At 57.8% G+C, this 18,061-nt stretch carries 20 protein-coding genes and 2 tRNA genes; 18 read left to right on the forward strand and 4 right to left on the reverse strand.

Translation table 11 applies throughout. From position 1 onward, the window contains the following. Positions 1–145: 145 nt before the first annotated feature. Positions 146–451, forward strand: a complete 306-nt coding sequence (locus tag AAFH99_RS06505; RefSeq protein WP_406828993.1) for a c-type cytochrome — start codon at positions 146–148, stop codon at positions 449–451. A 316-nt stretch (positions 452–767) separates the two neighbouring features. On the opposite strand, the gene AAFH99_RS06510 is transcribed toward AAFH99_RS06505, so the two are convergent. The 4 genes from AAFH99_RS06510 to AAFH99_RS06525 form a co-directional block, all read right to left on the reverse strand. Beyond that, complete coding sequence (locus AAFH99_RS06510; protein ID WP_406828994.1) at positions 768–1,805, reverse strand: helix-turn-helix domain-containing protein; 1,038 nt, start codon at positions 1,803–1,805, stop codon at positions 768–770. 48 nt (positions 1,806–1,853) lie between these two features. Next, the gene (locus AAFH99_RS06515; RefSeq protein ID WP_043317615.1) at positions 1,854–2,414 is read right to left on the reverse strand and encodes a transglycosylase SLT domain-containing protein; all 561 of its coding nucleotides are present in this window, start codon (positions 2,412–2,414) and stop codon (positions 1,854–1,856) included. Further along, entirely contained in the window at positions 2,411–4,141 is a 1,731-nt protein-coding gene (locus tag AAFH99_RS06520) for a proline--tRNA ligase (protein WP_043317614.1), read from the reverse strand. The genes AAFH99_RS06515 and AAFH99_RS06520 overlap by 4 nt, the downstream gene beginning before the upstream one ends. 169 nt (positions 4,142–4,310) lie before the next feature. Then, positions 4,311–4,736, reverse strand: a complete 426-nt coding sequence (locus AAFH99_RS06525) for an HU family DNA-binding protein (protein ID WP_043317612.1) — start codon at positions 4,734–4,736, stop codon at positions 4,311–4,313. 302 nt (positions 4,737–5,038) lie between these two features. Between AAFH99_RS06525 and AAFH99_RS06530 the strand changes: the two genes are divergently transcribed. The 17 genes from AAFH99_RS06530 (at position 5,039) to AAFH99_RS06610 (ending at position 17,970) form a co-directional block, all read left to right on the forward strand. After that, positions 5,039–5,296: an FmdB family zinc ribbon protein gene (locus tag AAFH99_RS06530; protein ID WP_043317610.1), complete on the forward strand. Its 258-nt coding sequence runs from the start codon at positions 5,039–5,041 to the stop codon at positions 5,294–5,296. A 47-nt stretch (positions 5,297–5,343) separates the two neighbouring features. Next, complete coding sequence (gene aspS / locus AAFH99_RS06535; RefSeq protein WP_406828995.1) at positions 5,344–7,122, forward strand: aspartate--tRNA ligase; 1,779 nt, start codon at positions 5,344–5,346, stop codon at positions 7,120–7,122. Between the two features lie 148 nt (positions 7,123–7,270). Further along, a complete protein-coding gene (locus tag AAFH99_RS06540) occupies positions 7,271–8,014 on the forward strand; it encodes a YebC/PmpR family DNA-binding transcriptional regulator (protein WP_043317606.1) in 744 nt (247 codons plus the stop codon). A 149-nt stretch (positions 8,015–8,163) separates the two neighbouring features. Further along, entirely contained in the window at positions 8,164–8,694 is a 531-nt protein-coding gene (gene ruvC, locus AAFH99_RS06545) for a crossover junction endodeoxyribonuclease RuvC (RefSeq protein ID WP_156035173.1), read from the forward strand. 323 nt (positions 8,695–9,017) lie between these two features. After that, positions 9,018–9,629: a Holliday junction branch migration protein RuvA gene (ruvA, locus tag AAFH99_RS06550; RefSeq protein ID WP_406828996.1), complete on the forward strand. Its 612-nt coding sequence runs from the start codon at positions 9,018–9,020 to the stop codon at positions 9,627–9,629. A 33-nt stretch (positions 9,630–9,662) separates the two neighbouring features. Further along, on the forward strand, positions 9,663–10,682 hold the full coding sequence (gene ruvB, locus AAFH99_RS06555; protein WP_406828997.1) for a Holliday junction branch migration DNA helicase RuvB: 1,020 nt from the start codon (positions 9,663–9,665) through the stop codon (positions 10,680–10,682). Between the two features lie 165 nt (positions 10,683–10,847). Further along, positions 10,848–11,261: a tol-pal system-associated acyl-CoA thioesterase gene (gene ybgC / locus AAFH99_RS06560; protein WP_406828998.1), complete on the forward strand. Its 414-nt coding sequence runs from the start codon at positions 10,848–10,850 to the stop codon at positions 11,259–11,261. Then, positions 11,258–11,950, forward strand: a complete 693-nt coding sequence (gene tolQ, locus AAFH99_RS06565) for a protein TolQ (protein WP_406828999.1) — start codon at positions 11,258–11,260, stop codon at positions 11,948–11,950. The genes ybgC and tolQ overlap by 4 nt, the downstream gene beginning before the upstream one ends. Positions 11,951–11,985: 35 nt before the next feature. After that, complete coding sequence (tolR, locus tag AAFH99_RS06570) at positions 11,986–12,417, forward strand: protein TolR (protein WP_043317593.1); 432 nt, start codon at positions 11,986–11,988, stop codon at positions 12,415–12,417. 19 nt (positions 12,418–12,436) lie between these two features. Continuing rightward, positions 12,437–13,183 carry a cell envelope integrity protein TolA gene (gene tolA / locus AAFH99_RS06575; RefSeq protein ID WP_043317591.1) on the forward strand — a complete coding sequence of 249 codons (747 nt, stop codon included), beginning with the start codon at positions 12,437–12,439 and terminating at the stop codon, positions 13,181–13,183. Further along, the gene (gene tolB, locus AAFH99_RS06580; protein ID WP_369797801.1) at positions 13,183–14,478 is read left to right on the forward strand and encodes a Tol-Pal system beta propeller repeat protein TolB; all 1,296 of its coding nucleotides are present in this window, start codon (positions 13,183–13,185) and stop codon (positions 14,476–14,478) included. The genes tolA and tolB overlap by 1 nt, the downstream gene beginning before the upstream one ends. A gap of 134 nt (positions 14,479–14,612) precedes the next feature. Further along, a complete protein-coding gene (locus AAFH99_RS06585) occupies positions 14,613–15,092 on the forward strand; it encodes an OmpA family protein (protein WP_043317587.1) in 480 nt (159 codons plus the stop codon). A 15-nt stretch (positions 15,093–15,107) separates the two neighbouring features. Beyond that, a complete protein-coding gene (ybgF, locus tag AAFH99_RS06590) occupies positions 15,108–15,935 on the forward strand; it encodes a tol-pal system protein YbgF (RefSeq protein ID WP_231491673.1) in 828 nt (275 codons plus the stop codon). A 183-nt stretch (positions 15,936–16,118) separates the two neighbouring features. Then, a complete protein-coding gene (gene queE / locus AAFH99_RS06595) occupies positions 16,119–16,817 on the forward strand; it encodes a 7-carboxy-7-deazaguanine synthase QueE (RefSeq protein WP_081847981.1) in 699 nt (232 codons plus the stop codon). 49 nt (positions 16,818–16,866) lie between these two features. Further along, on the forward strand, positions 16,867–17,541 hold the full coding sequence (queC, locus tag AAFH99_RS06600) for a 7-cyano-7-deazaguanine synthase QueC (protein WP_043317585.1): 675 nt from the start codon (positions 16,867–16,869) through the stop codon (positions 17,539–17,541). Positions 17,542–17,692: 151 nt separating this feature from the next. After that, a tRNA-Lys gene (locus AAFH99_RS06605) sits at positions 17,693–17,768 on the forward strand. A gap of 126 nt (positions 17,769–17,894) precedes the next feature. Then, positions 17,895–17,970: transfer RNA gene (locus AAFH99_RS06610), tRNA-Lys, on the forward strand. Positions 17,971–18,061 lie beyond the last annotated feature (91 nt).

An 18,061-nucleotide genomic window follows, 5' to 3' on the forward strand; every position in this document is an offset into this window, starting at 1 on the left:
GCAAGCCCGACAGGCAATATAGTCGCGCTGCGAAGGGCGCGGGTGTTGATGGGAGCAAGAAGTGTAGTAATCCGCGGCAATGTGAAACTACACTGAGCGGTGAATTTTGTGACGGGACAAAACTGAGAAACAGAAAGGTGGCTATATGAAACCAGTAATCATGTTCGCGCTCGGACTGACCGGTATGCTCGCAAGTGGCGCTTCGGTGGCTGACGCGGTCACTGAGCGGTACCAGAAAAGTTGCCATATCTGCCACGATACCGGGGTCGCCAACGCGCCCAAAGTGCACGATGTGGAGGCCTGGAAGCCGCGCCTGGATAAAGGGATGGATACGCTGCTGAACTCTGTGAAAAACGGGCTCGGAGCCATGCCGCCCGGAGGTATGTGCCCGGACTGCAGCGATGAGGAATACAAGGCGCTGATCAAATTTATGTCGTCTCCCAAGCAGTAGGCATAGGCCGGCTAGGGCGGACTGGATCGGTGTGTGAAATCGCCGCGCAATAGCTTTGGGTGGTGTTTGGTCGGAAGAGGCCGGTCGGCGGGAGACGGTTTGGTGGGAAAAGGTTTGCAGGAGCCTGAACTACAAGCGAGGTGGTGACTGGGCTAATTGCCTGCAGAGCAGGTCCTGCAAGATCTAGTTTGGTTCACAAGGCGTAATTTGGCTTGCTCTATGTAAAAAATTATGACGTCTAATTGCTCGAACTGGGGCGTCAGTTCATTTTACAAATGTCTGTTTTTCGACTTGTGCCGCCGCAGGCGGTCAATTATTAGTGTGATGGCAACTGCTCGCGGCGATATTCTGTGGGCGTTTTATCGTGCCGGCGTTTGAATGCCGCATTGAACGGGCTGACGGACCCATAGCCGATATCCAGAGCGATACTCAGCACCGGCAGGTGGGCCTCATCCGGGTCGGCGAGCCGACGGCTGGCCTCGTCGATGCGGTACTGGTTCAAATACTCATTGAAATTACGAAACCCCAAGTGCTTGTTGATCAGTGCTCGCAGCACGTGTTCTTTTGCGTCCAATTGCGCCGCCAGTTCCCGAATCGTCAATCCAGTATGCCGGTAACCTCCCGTCGCCATATGTTGCTGAAGTTGTGACAACAGCGCGCTTTGTGTCGCACCTAATGGTGGCGGGCTCGTCTGTTCCGGATTTGCTGGAGGTTCCTCCCGGGTACACTGGGGGAGTGAGTCTTCCAGTGCATTCGGCGAAAGTGCCAACAGCCAAAAACAGGCGCCAAAGGCCAGCAGGCTGGCGGTAATGGCATGCAGTGTCGGAACACCGCTAGGTGTCGGCAGGAGGGTAAATAGAAACTCCGCGCATACGACAACCACCATATACCCACCGATGGCGATGAACAGGCTGACGCGCAATTGGCGACGCTCGGCGACCAGGTCCGACTGAAATTGTCGCAGTAGTGTTGCCAGTCCCGCGCCGATGATTCCCACCTTGAAAGGTTGGGCCAATAGATAGAAAAAAGGGTGCAGGTGCAATTGGCTGGCAAAGTCGACAGCAATTTCACCGCCTATGAGCCACCAGCCCCAGCGAGGGAAAGGCGCCTGATCATTACACAGTTGGTGACAGAACAGCCAGAAAGCACCGGGTATCAGGATCGTGGGAAAGTCGATCAGGAGATCCAGCAGCGAATCCTGGTCCTGTAATAAGGGGCGTAATAAGTAGATAAACACCCCCGCCAGTAGAACGATCAACCACCGGCTGTCTTTGCGCTTGGGGCCCAGCGCAATTCTGGTTGCGGCGAGTAAAAGTAATCCACAGGCTGCGCCGGTAAAAAAGCTGTAATCCATGGTTTGGCTACCCCTGGGAAAATTGCTGTTGCCCGGAAATACGGGCAATCAGCGCCAGCGCTCTACCCACGCATCCAGCACCTTGCGGCTGTATGTGTGGCGGCCGTAGCTGCCGTTGTAGTAGGCCAGCGCATTGGGCATATTGCCCTTGGCCTTTTTGATGTAGTGCTTAAGGATGGTGCAGCCGTAACGGAGATTGGTTTCCATATCGATGAGGTTGTCTTCCGGACGACCGATCTCGTTTTTCCAGAAGGGCATAACCTGCATCATGCCTTGGGCCCCTACACGGGAAACCGCATAAGGGTCAAAGGCACTTTCGATCTGTATCACTGCCAGTACGATTTCCGGCTGTAATCCCGCGCGGGTCGCTTCCCGGTGAATCGCCTTGAGCACGTACAGGCGCTCTTCCGGGTCTTTGATGTAGCGCGCCAGCGGCTGGGACTTCGCCATCAACCACACTTCTGCATCGAAGCGGTCCACAAAGGAGTCCGCCTCGGTGACAGCGTCCTTCAGAGCCAACAATAGCTGCGGATCCGCTTCAATGGCCTGAGCGGATACCGGGTTGCTGAGTATTGCCAGCAGGACGGAGGTGATGGCTGCCCGGATCAATGTGGGATTTTCTCGAGCAGGATGTCCAGAATCTGATCCGCGGAAAATTCCTGGTTTTCGGAATCCCGTCGGCCTTTATATTCAATATTGCCTTTTTCAAGGCCGCGGTCGCCCACCACTATACGATGCGGGATGCCCAGCAGCTCCACGTCCGCGAGCATGGCACCCAGGCGTGCCTTGGGCTCATCCATCAGTAACACGTCGATGCCCCTGGCGGTCAGTGCCTCGTAGATATGCTCACATTTCTGCTGCACCGCCGCACTTTTCTGCATGTTGATCGGCACAATAGCCAGTTGGAAAGGGGCGATGGCCTCAGGCCAGATAATGCCTGCATCGTCGTGATTTTGCTCGATGGCCGCCGCCACCACGCGGGATACGCCGATACCATAGCAGCCCATGGTCATGACCTGTTCTTTGCCATTCTCGTCCAGCACTGTCGCGTTCATCGCTTCGCTGTACTTGGTGCCAAGCTGGAAGATGTGGCCGACCTCGATGCCGCGCTTGATTTCCAGGGTGCCCTGGCCATCGGGGCTGGCATCACCCGGAACCACATTGCGCAGGTCCTCGACGCGAGTGATGGCCACGTCCCGCTCCCAGTTCACACCGGTGAGGTGGTAGTCGTCTTTGTTGGCGCCGCACACGAAGTCCGCAAGGTGCGCCGCGGCGCGATCCACGATCACATCGATTTTCATACCGACCGGGCCGAGGGAGCCGATACCACAGCCCAGTTCTTCGGCAATACGCGCTTCCGGCGCAAACTGCAGCGGGCTGGCAACCCCCGCCAGTTTTTCCGCCTTCAGTTCGTTCAGGTCGTGATCGCCACGCAGTACGAGCGCCACCAGTGGTGCGGTCTCGCCCTCTTCTTCGGTCTCGCCCAGCACGATCAGGGTTTTCACCGAAGTGTTTGCGGCGATGCCGAAAGTCTCTTCAAGAGCAGCAATGGTCTTCTGGCCGGGGGTGTGCAGCTCGGCCATTTCTTTGGATGGGGCGGGGCGCTCGCCTGTCGGAGCGACCGCTTCCGCCAGTTCTACGTTTGCGGCGTAACGACTCTCGGTAGAGAAGGCGATATCGTCTTCGCCGCTCTGGGCCAGCACGTGGAATTCGTGGGAGTGCGAACCGCCGATAGATCCGGTATCCGCCAGTACCGGGCGGTAGTCGAGGCCGATGCGATCGAAGATGCGGCAGTAGGCATCGTGCATCACATCGTAGGTTTCCTGCAGGGAATCAGCGCCCAGATGGAATGAGTAGGCGTCCTTCATGGTGAACTCGCGCGCGCGCATGACACCGAAGCGGGGGCGGATCTCATCGCGGAATTTGGTCTGGATCTGGTAGAAATTTGCCGGCAGCTGCTTGTAGCTGTTGACCTCGGTGCGAATCAGATCGGTGATCACTTCCTCGTGGGTGGGGCCCAGACAGAAGGCATTGTCGTGACGATCCTGAATTCGCAGCAGCTCGGGACCGTATTGCTGCCAGCGGCCGGATTCGTCCCACAGCTCGGCGGGCTGTACCACCGGCATAAGCACTTCCAGTGCGCCGGCATTGTTCATCTCTTCGCGCACAATGCGCTCCACCTTGCGCAGTACGCGCAGGCCGGTAGGCAGCCAGGTGTAGAGCCCGGAAGACAGGCGGCGGATCATGCCCGCGCGCAGCATCAGCTGATGGCTGATGACCACTGCGTCATTAGGGGTTTCTTTCTGGGTGGCAATCAGGTAGCGGGATGCGCGCATAGTGCTTTCTTAATTCTGTCCGGGAAATTTTTAGAGCGGTCATTTTACGCTGCCGAGGGCCCGTTTTGGTAGAGGAGCTGCCGGCAGTGGTTTTATATCGGGGGTAAACAGGGGCTTATAAACAGAAAACCCCGCAAAAGCGGGGTTTTCGTGGCAGAAGGGGCGAGAATCAGGACTCAGCCATTTCCTTCAGCTTCTTCAGCGGGCGGATCTTAACCTGGATGCTCGCAGGCTTGGCCTTGAACATGGTCTCTTCGCCGGTGAAGGGGTTGATGCCTTTGCGCGCTTTCTTGGCCGGCTTCTTCACGGTGGTGATTTTCAGCAGGCCCGGCAGTGCGAATTCGCCCACGCCGCGCTTCTTAACGTGACCTTCGATCACATCGGTCAGCTCGTCCAGAACAGACTGAACCTGCTTGCGAGACAGTTCGGTCTTCTCGGCGATCTGGTTCAGGATCTGGGTTTTGGTGTATTTCTCTTTGATTGCAGTCACTTTCTTGGCCGGAGCGGCCTTGGCTGCTGCTTTCTTGGCTGGAGCCTTTTTGGCTGCAGTCTTCTTGGCGGGTGCTTTCTTAGCTGCTTTCTTCTTTGCGGCCATGTTAGCTTCCTTCCTTATGTAAGTGTTTTTTCCAGTGAAAGTGGGTGTACATCAAGGTTTGTCCAGCGGCGCCGCCGCGGCATACCCAAGTACTGAGCTGAAGTATATCCAGTTTTTTTCCGCGCGCACGGGGTTAAAACAGAAAAAAAGTGCTTTTTTTTAGGGTTTTGGCCGAAAAATGGCCCGGAAACCTCAGGCTCTGGGGGCACCGCGAGCACCGGGTTGCTTCAGTGAACAGGCTCCTTCTTCCGTCGCAAGTGCTCATGTATAATCTGCGCCCCTTTATATTCCGGGTATTAGCCATGCCTATATATGAATACCAATGCAAGGCCTGTGGGCACCAGATGGAAGCCCTGCAGCGTATGAGCGACGCTCCGCTGACCGACTGCCCCGCGTGCAACAAGGCGGAATTGAGCAAGAAAATCAGTGCCGCCGGGTTCCGCCTCAAGGGTGGGGGTTGGTACGAAACCGACTTCAAAACCGGCAGCAAGAAAAATCTCGCCGGCGATGCTGCCAAGCCCTCCGGCAAATCCGGTGGCTCGGAAGCCAAAGCCAGCTAAGCTGCAAAAGCTGAACAAAGACGATACTACTAAGGGAATAAGACTCCATGCGCACCGACTACTGTGGCGCCCTGCGATCCGCCGATATTGACCGCGAAGTAACTCTGTGTGGCTGGGTAGACCGCCGCCGTGATCACGGTGGGGTGATCTTTATCGACCTGCGCGATCGCGACGGCATCGCCCAGGTGGTCTTCGATCCTGACGCCGCAGAGCACTTTGAACTCGCCGACCGCGTGCGCAGTGAATACGTCCTGAAGGTGACCGGCCGTGTGCGCGCTCGCGCCCCGGAAGCGGTCAATCCGAACATGCAGACCGGTGAAATCGAGGTTTACGGCCTGCAGTTGGAGATCCTCAATAGCGCGGAAACCCCGCCGTTCCAGCTGGATGAGCACACTGCGGTGGGCGAAGACGTGCGCCTGAAGTACCGCTACCTGGATCTGCGCCGCAATGAAATGCAGCGCAACCTGCGTTTCCGCTCCCAAATCACCAACGCCATCCGTAACTATCTGGACGGTGAAGGTTTCTTGGATATCGAAACCCCGATCCTGACCCGTGCAACTCCGGAAGGCGCCCGTGATTATCTGGTGCCGAGCCGCACTCATGCCGGCAAGTTTTTCGCGCTGCCGCAGTCCCCGCAGCTGTTCAAGCAGCTGCTGATGGTGTCCGGCTTCGATCGCTACTACCAGATCGCCAAGTGCTTCCGCGACGAAGACCTGCGCGCAGACCGTCAGCCGGAATTTACCCAGATCGACATCGAGACCGCATTCCTCGATGAAAACGCCATCATGTCCATCACCGAGAACATGATTCGCAAGCTGTTCAAAGAGCTGAAAGGCGTCGAGTTGGGCGAGTTCCCACGCATGCCGTTCAGTGAGGCGATGGCGAAATTCGGTTCTGACAAGCCGGATCTGCGCATCCCGCTGGAGCTGGTGGACATCAAGGATCTGATGACACAAGTGGACTTCAAGGTGTTCTCCGGCCCGGCCAACGATCCGAAAGGCCGTGTGACCGCGCTGAAACTGCCCGGTGGCAACGACAAGCTGACCCGCAAGCAGATCGACGACTACACCAAGTACGTGTCTATCTACGGCGCCAAGGGCCTGGCCTACATTAAGGTCAATGATAAGTCTGACCTGGAAGGTGGCCTGCAGTCCCCGATCGTCAAGTTCCTGCCCAACGACGTGCGCGCGGCGATCCTCGACCGTGTACAGGCAGAGAATGGCGACCTGATCTTCTTCGGCTCCGACAAGGCCAAGGTGGTTTCCGAAGCTCTCGGCGCACTGCGCTGCAAGCTGGGTGAAGATCTGAATCTGTACGTGTCCGAGTGGGCACCCCTGTGGGTTGTGGACTTCCCGATGTTTGAAGAGAACGACGACGGCAGTGTTACCGCGCTGCACCACCCGTTCACCGCGCCCTCCTGTTCCGCAGAGGAGCTGGAAAAGAACCCGCTGGAAGCTCTGTCCCGCGCCTACGACATGGTGCTAAACGGCACCGAGCTGGGCGGTGGCTCCATCCGTATCCACAACCAGGATATGCAACAGACCGTATTCCGCGCTCTCGGCATCGACGCCGAAGAGCAGCGCGAAAAGTTCGGCTTCCTGCTGGACGCACTGAAGTACGGTGCTCCGCCCCACGGCGGCCTGGCCTTCGGTCTCGACCGTCTGGTGATGCTGATGACCGACAGCGACTCCATCCGCGACGTCATCGCCTTCCCGAAAACCCAGAGCGCCGCCTGTGTGATGACTGACGCTCCGGGAGCGGTTGACGCCAAGCAGCTGCGCGAGCTGAGCATCCGCCTGCGCCAGAAAGAAGAGCAGGTAGGTTAAAGGCTAAGTTTTCTTCATCGTCATTCCGGCGCCTTTGCGTCATGCCGGACTCGATCCGGTAGGGAGTCCAGTGCGCAGGACCTCGGCCTGCGCCGGGGTGACGAACTTTGCAATAGCCAGAAATAGTAGAAAGACCGGAGATTTATCGATGGCAGGACACAGTAAATGGGCCAACATCAAGCACCGCAAGGCCGCCCAGGACGCCAAGCGCGGTAAGGTTTTCACCAAGATCATTCGCGAGCTCACCGTAGCCGCGAAAGGCGGTGCCAACCCGGATGACAACCCCACACTGCGCGCCACCATTGATAAAGCTCTGGGCGCGAACATGAAGCGCGACACCATCGACAAGGCCATCGCCCGCGGCGCTGGTAATACCGATGGGGAAAACTACGAGGCGGTGACCTACGAGGGGTACGGTGTCGGAGGTGTGGCAATTCTGGTGGAGTGTCTCACCGACAACCGCAATCGCACGGTTGCGGAGGTCCGCCACGCGTTCACCAAGCGCGGTGGCAATCTGGGAACCGATGGTTCGGTGGCCTATCTGTTTTCGCGCAAGGGGCAGATGTACTACGAGCCAGGCGTAGATGAAGATGCTCTGATGGAAGCGGCTCTGGAAGCAGGGGCGGAAGATATTCAGAGCAACGATGATGGCAGTATCGAGGTTACTACCGAATTCACCGATTATATGTCGGTGAAAGATGCACTGACCGAAGCGGGTTTCAAGCCGGACAATGCCGAAATCGCCATGATTCCGTCTACTACTGTGCCCATGGATAAAGACGGTGCGGAAAAGGTGATGGCACTGGTGGATATGCTGGAGGACCTGGACGACGTACAGAATGTGTACTCCAATGCGGAGATCCCGGAAGAGGTGATGGCAGAGCTGGGCTGAACCTTGACCGACTTTCTCCCAGAATGCCCCGCCACCGCGGGGCATTTTTGTATCTGACCGGGCATATCCTCTTCCCGCCTTGACGCCCAGTCCTCACCTTGGGAAACTTCCCGTCAACAATTGTATAAATGTACAGGGGGCAGCCCGCCGTGACCCGCATTCTGGGCATCGATCCCGGCTCACGCAAAACCGGTTACGGCCTGATCGACGTGGAGCGCTCCAATGCCCGCTATGTCGCCAGCGGTGTGATCAAACTCCCCGACGGCCCGCTGCCCGAGCGCCTGAAGCTCATATTTGACGCCGTCAGCCAGATTGCCCAGCAGTACCAGCCGCAGCAGATGGCGATCGAAAACGTGTTTATGTCGAAAAGCGCCGGCTCTGCGTTAAAGTTGGGCCAGGCCAGAGGCGCCGCCATCGTCGCCGCCACCCACGCGGATCTACCGGTTTCGGAATACGAAGCGCGCAAGGTGAAGCAGGCGGTGGTAGGTAATGGTGGCGCCGACAAGCTGCAGGTGCAGCATATGGTCAAAACCCTGCTCAAGCTGCCCGCTTCTCCGCAGGAGGATGCTGCAGACGCGCTGGCCGTTGCCTTGTGTCATATGCATACCATGCAGACGTTGATTCAAACCTCTGCCGGGAGTCGCACTCGGTTTCGGCGAGGGCGGCTTAGTGTTACTTGAGTTTGGCTTCGGTGGTGCGGCGGGTTTCGTGGCGCGCAGTCGGGGCGTTTGGTGGCGGCTCCGCTACCGGTGACACCTTCGCATTAGAGTTCAGCGTGCTTGATGCTTGAGGGGCTTACCCAGCTGTTGGGCAATGTACTGAAGTTAGAAATTAAGGTGCTGCTACCGATATTTGTTCGCGAGACCTTCCGCGAGAGGGACCTCGCGGAAGAGCCCCCATGGATGGGTTCACGGCGTGTCTCGCGAACAAATATCGGTAGCAGTGCCGCCCCGGAGCCTGAATTAAATGGGCCCGGGAACTGGAACTGAACCTCGGAATAACAATGATAGGAAGACTCACCGGCAAGCTGGCCGCAGTACAGCCCCCGCAACTCCTCGTCGACGTGCAGGGCGTGGGCTACGAAGTGTTGGCCCCCATGACCACCATTTTCGAACTGCCTCAACTGGGCGGCAATGTGCAATTGCATACCCACCTGGCGGTATCGGAAACCTCCCAGCAGCTGTTCGGCTTTATCCGCGAATCAGACCGCCAACTGTTCCGCACCCTCATCAAGGTCAACGGCGTCGGCCCCAAAATGGCCCTCGCCATCCTCTCCGGCCTCGACGGCGCCGCACTGGCGCGTTGTGTGGCAGACGACAACGTGGGGGCCTTGGTGAAAGTGCCCGGAGTGGGCAAGAAAACTGCCGAACGGCTGATTATCGAACTGCGTGGCAAGCTTACCCCACAGGCCGGCGACCTCGGCGATATCCCGTTGATGTCCACCAACGCCGAGCCCAAAATAGACCACGCCGGTGAGGCGGAGAGTGCGCTCGCTGCGCTGGGTTACAAACCCACAGACGCCAGTAAAATGGTCGCCCGCGCTGCCAAAGAGCAGCCTGAAGCCGATAGCGCCACCCTGATCCGTCTGGCGCTGAAAAGCATGGCTCCGGCCTGATCCGTAAAAGCTGGCAAAAATTGAGAGCACCCCGTGATTGAAGCCGACCGCCTGATCGCCCCCGAACCCCAGGGCCCTGCCGGCCAGGAAGAGCAGTACGACCGTGCCGTGCGCCCCAAAACCCTGTCCGACTATGTAGGTCAGCCGGTGGTGCGCGAGCAGATGGAAATCTTTATCCAGGCCGCCAAGCTGCGCAAAGAAGCGCTCGACCACACCCTGGTATTTGGTCCGCCCGGTCTCGGTAAAACCACTCTGGCGAATATCATTGCCGCGGAAATGGGGGTGGCAATCAAGACCACTTCCGGCCCGGTGCTGGAGAAGGCCGGTGATCTCGCCGCCATCATGACCAACCTCGAACCCGGGGACGTGCTGTTTATCGACGAGATCCACCGTCTCAGTCCTCATGTGGAAGAGGTGCTGTATCCAGCCATGGAAGACTATCAGCTGGATATCATGATCGGAGAGGGGCCGGCGGCGCGTTCCATCAAGCTGGATTTGCCGCCCTTTACCCTCGTGGGGGCCACCACACGAGCCGGGCTGCTCACCTCGCCATTGCGCGACCGTTTCGGCATCGTGCAGCGCCTCGAGTTTTACTCGGTGGAAGATCTCACCAGTATTGTCGCCCGCTCCGCCGGATTGATGGGTGTGGCGATGGATGAGGGGGGTGCCCACGAAGTGGCGCGCCGCGCCCGTGGCACCCCGCGTATCGCCAACCGTCTGCTGCGCCGGGTACGGGATTACGCCGAAGTGAAAAGCGACGGTCATGTGTGTGCGGAAACCGCGGACCTGGCATTGAACATGCTGAACGTGGATGCCAGCGGCTTCGATCAGCTCGACCGCCGCATGCTGCTCACCATGATCGAGAAGTTTGACGGCGGTCCGGTGGGGGTCGACAGCCTGGCGGCTGCGGTCAGCGAGGAGCGCGATACCATCGAGGATGTGCTGGAACCTTACCTGATTCAGCAGGGCTACCTGACCCGCACTCCCCGCGGCCGGGTGGTGACTGCACTGGCCTACCAGCACTTTGGTATTCCCAAGCCCGACCGAATCTGACTCGCAATTGTCGCTGGCCACACCTGACGAAGCGGTCTAGTTCCTGTAGCATGTCCGTCTAATATCGCCAGGAGGGCTCCACTTGAGTTGAAATCCTCCCGGTGTGACCCAAACCGCTATCAACAAGAAAAAGTCAGTTCGCGGTCGGCGAATTAAGGACGGTGCGTGTCAGAGCCCTTCAGTATTCCCATTCGTGTCTATATCGAGGATACAGACGCTGGCGGAATTGTTTATTACGTCAATTATTTAAAGTATATGGAGCGCGCGCGCACAGAATTGGTCCGTGTGCTCGGCTATGATAAACCCGCGATGCCGCAGCAGGGTTTGTTGCTCGTGGTGCATTCAGCGGAGGTTCAGTACCGTCGCTCTGCAATACTCGACGACGAACTCAGGGCCAGCGCCGCGGTGGCCAAGGTCGGCCGCGCCGCCGTGACCTTTGAGCAGAAAATCTGGCGCGGTAATGAAATTATTTGTGAGGGCGTGGTCAAAGTGGCCTGCGTGGATGACGCAAGCCGAAAGCCCTGCGCACTCCCAGAATCCATCCATCAAGCTTTGAAGGCAGCGAGTCAACATTCATGAATGCCGGTGAACAACTTTCTCTGTGGGGCCTGATTTCCAGTGCCAGCCTGCTGGTGCAGCTGGTCATGCTGATGCTGTTACTGGCCTCGGTCATTTCCTGGGTAATGATCATTCAGCGCGGAACCTATCTGTCCCGCGCACGCAAGTCCATGATCAACTTTGAGCGCAAGTTCTGGTCAGGTGCGGATCTGAACCAGCTGTTCCGCGACGGCAACGCCGCTGCCGAGAAAGGCAAGGTCGACGGTGTTGAATCCCTGTTCCGCGCCGGCTTCACCGAATTTACCCGCCTGCGCCAGCAGGGCAAGAGTAGCCCTGCGGCGGTTATGGAAGGCACCGAGCGCGCCATGCGCGTGGCCATGTCCCGGGAGCAGGAAAAGGTGGAAATGAACCTGCCATTCCTCGCCACGGTCGGCTCCGTCAGTCCCTACATTGGCCTGTTTGGCACCGTGTGGGGGATCATGAATTCCTTCCGTGGTCTTGCCACCATGCATCAGGCCACCATTGCGACGGTCGCGCCGGGTATCTCCGAGGCGCTGGTCGCCACCGCCATGGGCCTGTTTGCGGCGATACCAGCGGTGATGGCATACAACCGGTATTCCGCTAAAGCGGAGTGGCTGCTATCCAGCTACGAGACGTTTGCCGAAGAGTTCTCTTCCATTCTGCACCGCAAAGTGCATGCCGCCGGTTAAGGCGCTGAACGCAACGCTGTGCAAAGAGCTGAATCATGAGCAATTTTCGCAAAGCCCCGAAGCGCAAGCTGGTCTCCGAGATCAACGTGGTGCCCTACATCGATGTGATGCTGGTGCTGCTGATCGTATTTATGGTGACCGCGCCGCTGTTGATGCAGGGCGTAAAGGTGGATCTCCCGGATGCACCGTCGGCCCCGATTGATGATACCGATGACGAGCCGTTGATCGTGTCGGTGAGGGCCGACGGCACTTATTATCTGAATCTCGGTGACGATGAGAAAGTCGCCAAACCGTTGAAAGAGATCAAGGAAACCGTGGCCAAGGTGCTGCGCCAGAAGCCGAAAACGCCGGTGCTGGTATGGGGTGACACCGATGCCAAATACGGTCTGATCGTGGGCGCCATGACCCACCTGCAGCAGGCTGGCGCCCCCAGTGTGGGCCTGGTCACCGAGCCACCGTCGGAATGACCTGGAGCCAGTTGCAAGTATGAATCGCTCCTACGGCCCGGCCATTGTTATCAGTGTCGCACTGCACGCGTTGTTGATCGCGGTGCTGACTTTTGGCTGGGAGGCGGAACACAAGCGCGAACTGAAGCCAATGCCCAAGTTTGTGCAGGCCAAGCTGGTACAGCTGGAATCCAAGTCTGACAAACCCAAGGCGCCGCCCAAGGTAGATCTGCGCGAGAAGCGCCGCCAGCAGGAGCTGGAGCGTCAGCGTAGGGCCGAGGCGGAGAAAAAACGCAAGGCTGCAGCCGAGCGCAAGAAAAAGGAAGAAGCGGAGAAAAAGCGCAAGGCCGAAGAGGCGCGCAAGGAGAAAGAGCGCAAAGAGGCCGAGCGTAAAGAGCAGCTCAAGCAGGAACGCAAAAGTGCGTTTGAGGATGCGCTTGAGGATGAGGAAGCGCTTCAGGACGCCAGCGACGACTCCGCGGCCGTAATGTCTGTAGCCCAGGCGATCCGCCAGCGTATTGTGCAGGTGTGGAGTCGCCCGCCCAGTGCCCGCAATGGCATGGTGGTCGAAGTGCAGATCAATTTTGTGCCCACCGGACGCGTGGTGGCCTCTACCATTACCAAAGGCAGTGGTAACCCCGCGGTGGATAGATCCGTACTGACTGCGGTCAAGAAGGTAGAAGTCTTCCCGGAAGTGGAAAAGGTGGCGCGCGAGGAGCCGTCACTGTTCGAGCGCCAGATTAGAACAACCAAACTGATATTCAGAGTCGAAGGCCTGCGCCAATGATGAAAAAAACAGTCTCTCTTCTCTTCGCCTCACTGCTTGGCTGCGTGCTGGCGGTTTCCGCCCGCGCCCAGCTGGTGGTGGAAATTGATGATGGCAATGACAATCCTACCCCGGTAGCGGTGGTGCCCTTTGATTGGGCGGGCAGCGGAGTGTTGCCGGAAGATGTGTCTTCCATAATCTCGGCCGACCTGCGTCGCAGTGGTCTGATCGCCCCGGTACCGCGGGAAGACATGCTGTCATTCCCGAAGAACCCGGAGGAGGTCAGTTTTCGTGACTGGCGCATGCTCGGCACCGAATATGTGGTCACCGGCCGTATGCAGCCTCAGGCGAATGGCTATCTGCTGAGTTTTGATCTCACCAATATCTTTGGTCAGCGCAAGGTCTTCACCAAGCAGGTCACCGGCGGCGCACAGCAGTTGCGGGATATCGCCCACCGTGCCGCCGACGAGATCTTTGAAGCGATCACCGGTATTCGCGGAGCTTTCGGTACCCAGATGGTGTACGTGCAGGAAACGCAGCGCGGTGGTCAACCCAGTTATGCGCTGATGCTGTCGGATATCGATGGGGCCCGCGCTCGACAGATTCGTCGCTTCAGTGCACCGGTGATGTCACCAAGCTGGTCACCCAATGGGCAGGAAGTGGCCTATGTGTCATTTGAGACAGGTCGTCCGGCTATTTTCCGCGAAAATATCCGCACCGGCGCCCGTCAGCAGCTGACGAACTTCAAGGGGCTGAACAGCTCTCCAACCTGGTCTCCCGATGGCTCCAAGCTGGCCATGGTGCTGTCGAAAGATGGCAATCCGGAGATTTATGTACTCGACCTGGCGTCCGGCCGTTTCACTCGCATGACCCGCCACTTCTCCATTGATACCGAACCGAACTGGATGCCAGACGGAAAATCGCTGGTTTTCACTTCTGACAGGGGAGGTAAGCCACAAATTTATCAATTGACTCTTGCCACGGGTCAAGTAGACCGCTTAACCTTCGACGGCGACTACAACGCGCGTCCGCGGGTATCTCCCGATGGCAAAACGCTGGTTATGGTGCATCGTAGCAGGGGGGTTTTTACTATCGCTACGATGGACATCGTATCCGGTCAAATGCGTGTCCTTACGGAGACGCGCCTGGACGAATCCCCGAGTATTGCGCCCAATGGCGCGATGCTGATGTACGCCACCAAGCGGGGGAGCAAGGGTATTCTAGCTGCGGTGTCGCTGGATGCCGGAGTGAAATACAGCCTGCCCTCTCAGCAGGGGAATGTCCGCGAGCCGGCGTGGTCGCCTTACTTTGATTGATGCAGTACCTGGCGCATTTCTTATTTTTTTGCGGCAAGTGTGAGATCAAACAAATAAGAAGAAGCGAAACCCTGATTTAATCCTGGGTTTTACCCCTTACAGGATTTCTCGATAACACTAAAGCGGAGTTGTTTATGTTCAAATCAGTAAAAACCGGCTTGGGCCTGGCGTGTGTACTGGCAGTAATGGCCGGTTGTTCCAGCACCGATACCGACGATAGCGCGAACCAGCAAGTAGTTGATCAGACCCCACCTCCTGTGGTTGAAGACACCACTGCTACCGAAACCGCAGTTCCGCTGGACAACGTCGTTTACTTCGACTTCGACCAGAGCCTGTTGAAGCCTTCCACCCGTGAGCTGCTGATCAAGCACGCTGACCGTATGCGCGGCGCCGCTGGCACCGTTCGCCTGGAAGGCCACGCTGACGAGCTGGGTACCCGTGAATACAACCTGGCACTGGGTGAGCGTCGCGCCAACGCGGTTCGCGACTTCCTGGTACTTCAAGGCGTAAACGCTGCCAACCTGGAAGTGATCAGCTACGGTGAAGAGCGCCCGGCTCAGGAAGGTTCCAGCGAGAGCGCACGTGCAATGAACCGTCGCGTGGTAATCAACTAATCTAGAAGCATGCAATTGTCTTTTTTGATTAGAAGTATCGCGATAGCCGCAGCCAGTTTGGCTGCGGCTTCGTCCGTATTCGCGCAGGCGCCGGTGGTGGATCTGTCCAGTGGCAGCTCCGTCAACCAGGGCACTGCAACCCCTCCTCCCCCCAGTTATCCACAGCTGGCGGCACGTACCAATACCTCGGCAGGTAACCTGCAGGCGAACCCGCAGGCGGATGCCTACTACCAGATGCAGGTACTGCAGCAGGAAGTTCAGGAATTGCGTGGCGCGGTGGAGGAGCTCAGGCACGAGGTCAAGCGGTTGCGCCAGCAGCGCACCGAAGACTACATGAACCTTGACCGCCGTATATCCAAGCTCGACGGTGCAGCGCCGGCGGATGGTGCGCCATCCGGGAGTGAATCCGGTACCAGTGCGTCAAGCAGCGGGCCTGCCCCAACCGCTGGCGGTGGTTCAGCCCCAGAGGCGAGCGAAAGTGAGCGCGACCGCTACCAGGCGAGTTTCGGCCTTGCCCGCAATGGTGATTACGCAGGGGCCAGTAAAGCGTTCAAGAGTCTGCTGGAGGATTATCCGAACGGGCAATACGCCCCGAATGCCAACTACTGGCTGGGTGAAATCGCTCTGGTGCAGGGGAATATAGAAGAGGCCCGCACCTGGTTTGTGGCGCTTCTGGACGGTTACCCCAACTCAAGCAAAGTATGGGATGGCCGCTATAAGCTCGGTACCGTATATCACCAGCTGGGCGACAATGCGAAAGCCAAGGAGTTGCTGGAGCAGGTGGCAGCGAGCGATCAGCGCGCCTCCAATCTGGCGAAGCAGTACCTCAAAGAAAATTTCTAAGGCCGCTTTCTCTGTGGCCTGACACCTCGCCGGCAGAGGGAGGTTAAACCAGCGGTGCTGGTTTTGTGATCAAAAAAACTCTATGATCCCGCGCCCGGAGGGTACTAACCCTCCGGGCGTTTTTGTTTGTGCCGGCGCGCGCGTTATCGCCTGTCCGGACAAGTTTTACGATCTGAGCGGTATATGGCCGAGTTGAAGACTGAATTAAGCCGAAGTGAAAAAGCTGTGGACCTGACCGCAGAGTCTCTGCGTATCAGTGAGCTTTTCTATTCGCTGCAGGGGGAGGCCCGGGATAGCGGTCTGCTCACGGTGTTCGTGCGTCTGACCGGCTGTCCATTGCGCTGTACCTACTGTGACTCTGAGTACGCCTTTTACGGTGGCGAGCGCATGACGCTGGCCGAGATCTTGCAAAAAGTGCAGTCTTATCCGGCGCGCCATGTGTGTGTTACCGGTGGCGAGCCACTTGCGCAGCCCAACTGCATCCCGCTGATGGAAGCCCTGTGCAATGCCGGCTACCAGGTTTCCCTGGAAACCAGTGGCGCCATGCCGGTGGATCTAGTGGATGAGCGGGTATCTCGTGTGGTCGACCTCAAGACACCGGCCTCGGGCGAGCAGGGGCGAAACCGCATGGAAAACATCCCGTTGCTGGGCCGAAAGGACCAGATCAAGTTTGTGATCTGTGATCGTGGCGATTACGACTGGGCGCGCTTTACCCTGGACCAGTACCAGCTTGCCGAGCGCGTGGGCGAAGTGCTTTTCTCCCCCAGTTACGAACAGCTGGCCCCGCGCCAGCTGGCGGAGTGGATTTTGGAGGACGGGCTGCCGGTGCGTATGCAGATGCAGCTTCACAAGCTGCTGTGGGGCGATATCCCGGGCGTTTGATTCCTGTTTCAACTTCTTCCCTATTAAACCGAACCCAATTGGCAGAACTATGAGCAGCAAAAAAGCAGTCGTACTACTCTCCGGCGGTCTGGATTCCGCCACCGTCCTGGCCATGGCCCGGGCAGAGGGCTACGAGTGTTTTGCCCTGGGGTTTGATTACGGCCAGCGCCACAGCGCCGAATTGATGGCTGCCCAGCGTGTAGCCGCCGATCTGGACGCCCGCGAGCACAAGGTTGTGAAGCTGGACCTGCGAGTCATAGGTGGCTCCGCGTTAACTGACGATAGTATCGATGTGCCGGAAGAAGAGACTTCCGGTATTCCCGTTACCTATGTGCCGGCCCGCAATACTGTGTTCCTGTCAATTGCCCTTGGTTGGGCGGAAGTGCTGGGAGCGCAGGATATTTTTGTGGGTGTGAATGCGGTTGACTACTCTGGGTATCCGGATTGTCGCCCAGATTACATCGATGCCTTTGAGAAAATGGCCAATCTGGCCACCCGCGCCGGGGTCGAGGGCAATAGGCTGAGCATCCATGCACCGCTGATGAAGATGAGCAAGGCGGATATCGTCAAGCGTGGGAGTGAGTTGGGTGTGGATTACAGCCTGACGGTAAGCTGTTATCAGGCACTACCGAATGGTGCGGCCTGCGGGCGTTGTGACAGCTGTCGCCTGCGCGCGGCCGGATTTGCCGAGGCAGGCCTGGCGGATCCCACGGTCTACGCCTGAACTGGTGGATTTTCGCGGAAGGCGCGGGTGCCTCAGTTGGCGGCAACGGGGGATCTAAGCCCTTATATTTGCTAGAAATTTTTTTGTAACCGGGACTTGTGTTTTCGAATTAGATCCGTAAGATACGCAGCTCCTCAGGTAGAGGGGTCAAGGGTCGTTAGCTCAGTTGGTAGAGCAGTTGGCTTTTAACCAATTGGTCGCTGGTTCGAATCCAGCACGACCCACCATCTTCCCTCCTGTGCCGGTACTCCGATTCGCTGTCGAGCCGGTGCTTATTATAAGGCTCGTAGCAAGTACGGGTTATTTATATACAAGCAGTTTTGCCTTACTCCATGAGTGATGGGCAGTCTTAAGGGTCGTTAGCTCAGTTGGTAGAGCAGTTGGCTTTTAACCAATTGGTCGCTGGTTCGAGTCCAGCACGACCCACCATTTCCTTAAGTCCCCTCAGCTGATCTCTATACGTCCGCGCGCTGTATCACGCCGTCGTACCCGCTTCTGCGCCACCCTAAAATACTTGTGA

Source organism: Microbulbifer sp. ARAS458-1 (assembly GCF_045348205.1).
Classification (GTDB): domain Bacteria; phylum Pseudomonadota; class Gammaproteobacteria; order Pseudomonadales; family Cellvibrionaceae; genus Microbulbifer.

Coding starts and splice junctions, on each gene's coding strand:
- AAFH99_RS06505 (WP_406828993.1), top strand. CDS start 146: ATGAAACCAGTAATCATGTTCGCGCTCGGACTGACCGGTATGCTCGCA.
- AAFH99_RS06510 (WP_406828994.1), bottom strand. CDS start 1,805: ATGGATTACAGCTTTTTTACCGGCGCAGCCTGTGGATTACTTTTACTC.
- AAFH99_RS06520 (WP_043317614.1), bottom strand. CDS start 4,141: ATGCGCGCATCCCGCTACCTGATTGCCACCCAGAAAGAAACCCCTAAT.
- AAFH99_RS06525 (WP_043317612.1), bottom strand. CDS start 4,736: ATGGCCGCAAAGAAGAAAGCAGCTAAGAAAGCACCCGCCAAGAAGACT.
- AAFH99_RS06530 (WP_043317610.1), top strand. CDS start 5,039: ATGCCTATATATGAATACCAATGCAAGGCCTGTGGGCACCAGATGGAA.
- aspS (WP_406828995.1), top strand. CDS start 5,344: ATGCGCACCGACTACTGTGGCGCCCTGCGATCCGCCGATATTGACCGC.
- AAFH99_RS06540 (WP_043317606.1), top strand. CDS start 7,271: ATGGCAGGACACAGTAAATGGGCCAACATCAAGCACCGCAAGGCCGCC.
- ruvA (WP_406828996.1), top strand. CDS start 9,018: ATGATAGGAAGACTCACCGGCAAGCTGGCCGCAGTACAGCCCCCGCAA.
- tolQ (WP_406828999.1), top strand. CDS start 11,258: ATGAATGCCGGTGAACAACTTTCTCTGTGGGGCCTGATTTCCAGTGCC.
- tolR (WP_043317593.1), top strand. CDS start 11,986: ATGAGCAATTTTCGCAAAGCCCCGAAGCGCAAGCTGGTCTCCGAGATC.
- tolA (WP_043317591.1), top strand. CDS start 12,437: ATGAATCGCTCCTACGGCCCGGCCATTGTTATCAGTGTCGCACTGCAC.
- tolB (WP_369797801.1), top strand. CDS start 13,183: ATGAAAAAAACAGTCTCTCTTCTCTTCGCCTCACTGCTTGGCTGCGTG.
- AAFH99_RS06585 (WP_043317587.1), top strand. CDS start 14,613: ATGTTCAAATCAGTAAAAACCGGCTTGGGCCTGGCGTGTGTACTGGCA.
- queE (WP_081847981.1), top strand. CDS start 16,119: ATGGCCGAGTTGAAGACTGAATTAAGCCGAAGTGAAAAAGCTGTGGAC.
- queC (WP_043317585.1), top strand. CDS start 16,867: ATGAGCAGCAAAAAAGCAGTCGTACTACTCTCCGGCGGTCTGGATTCC.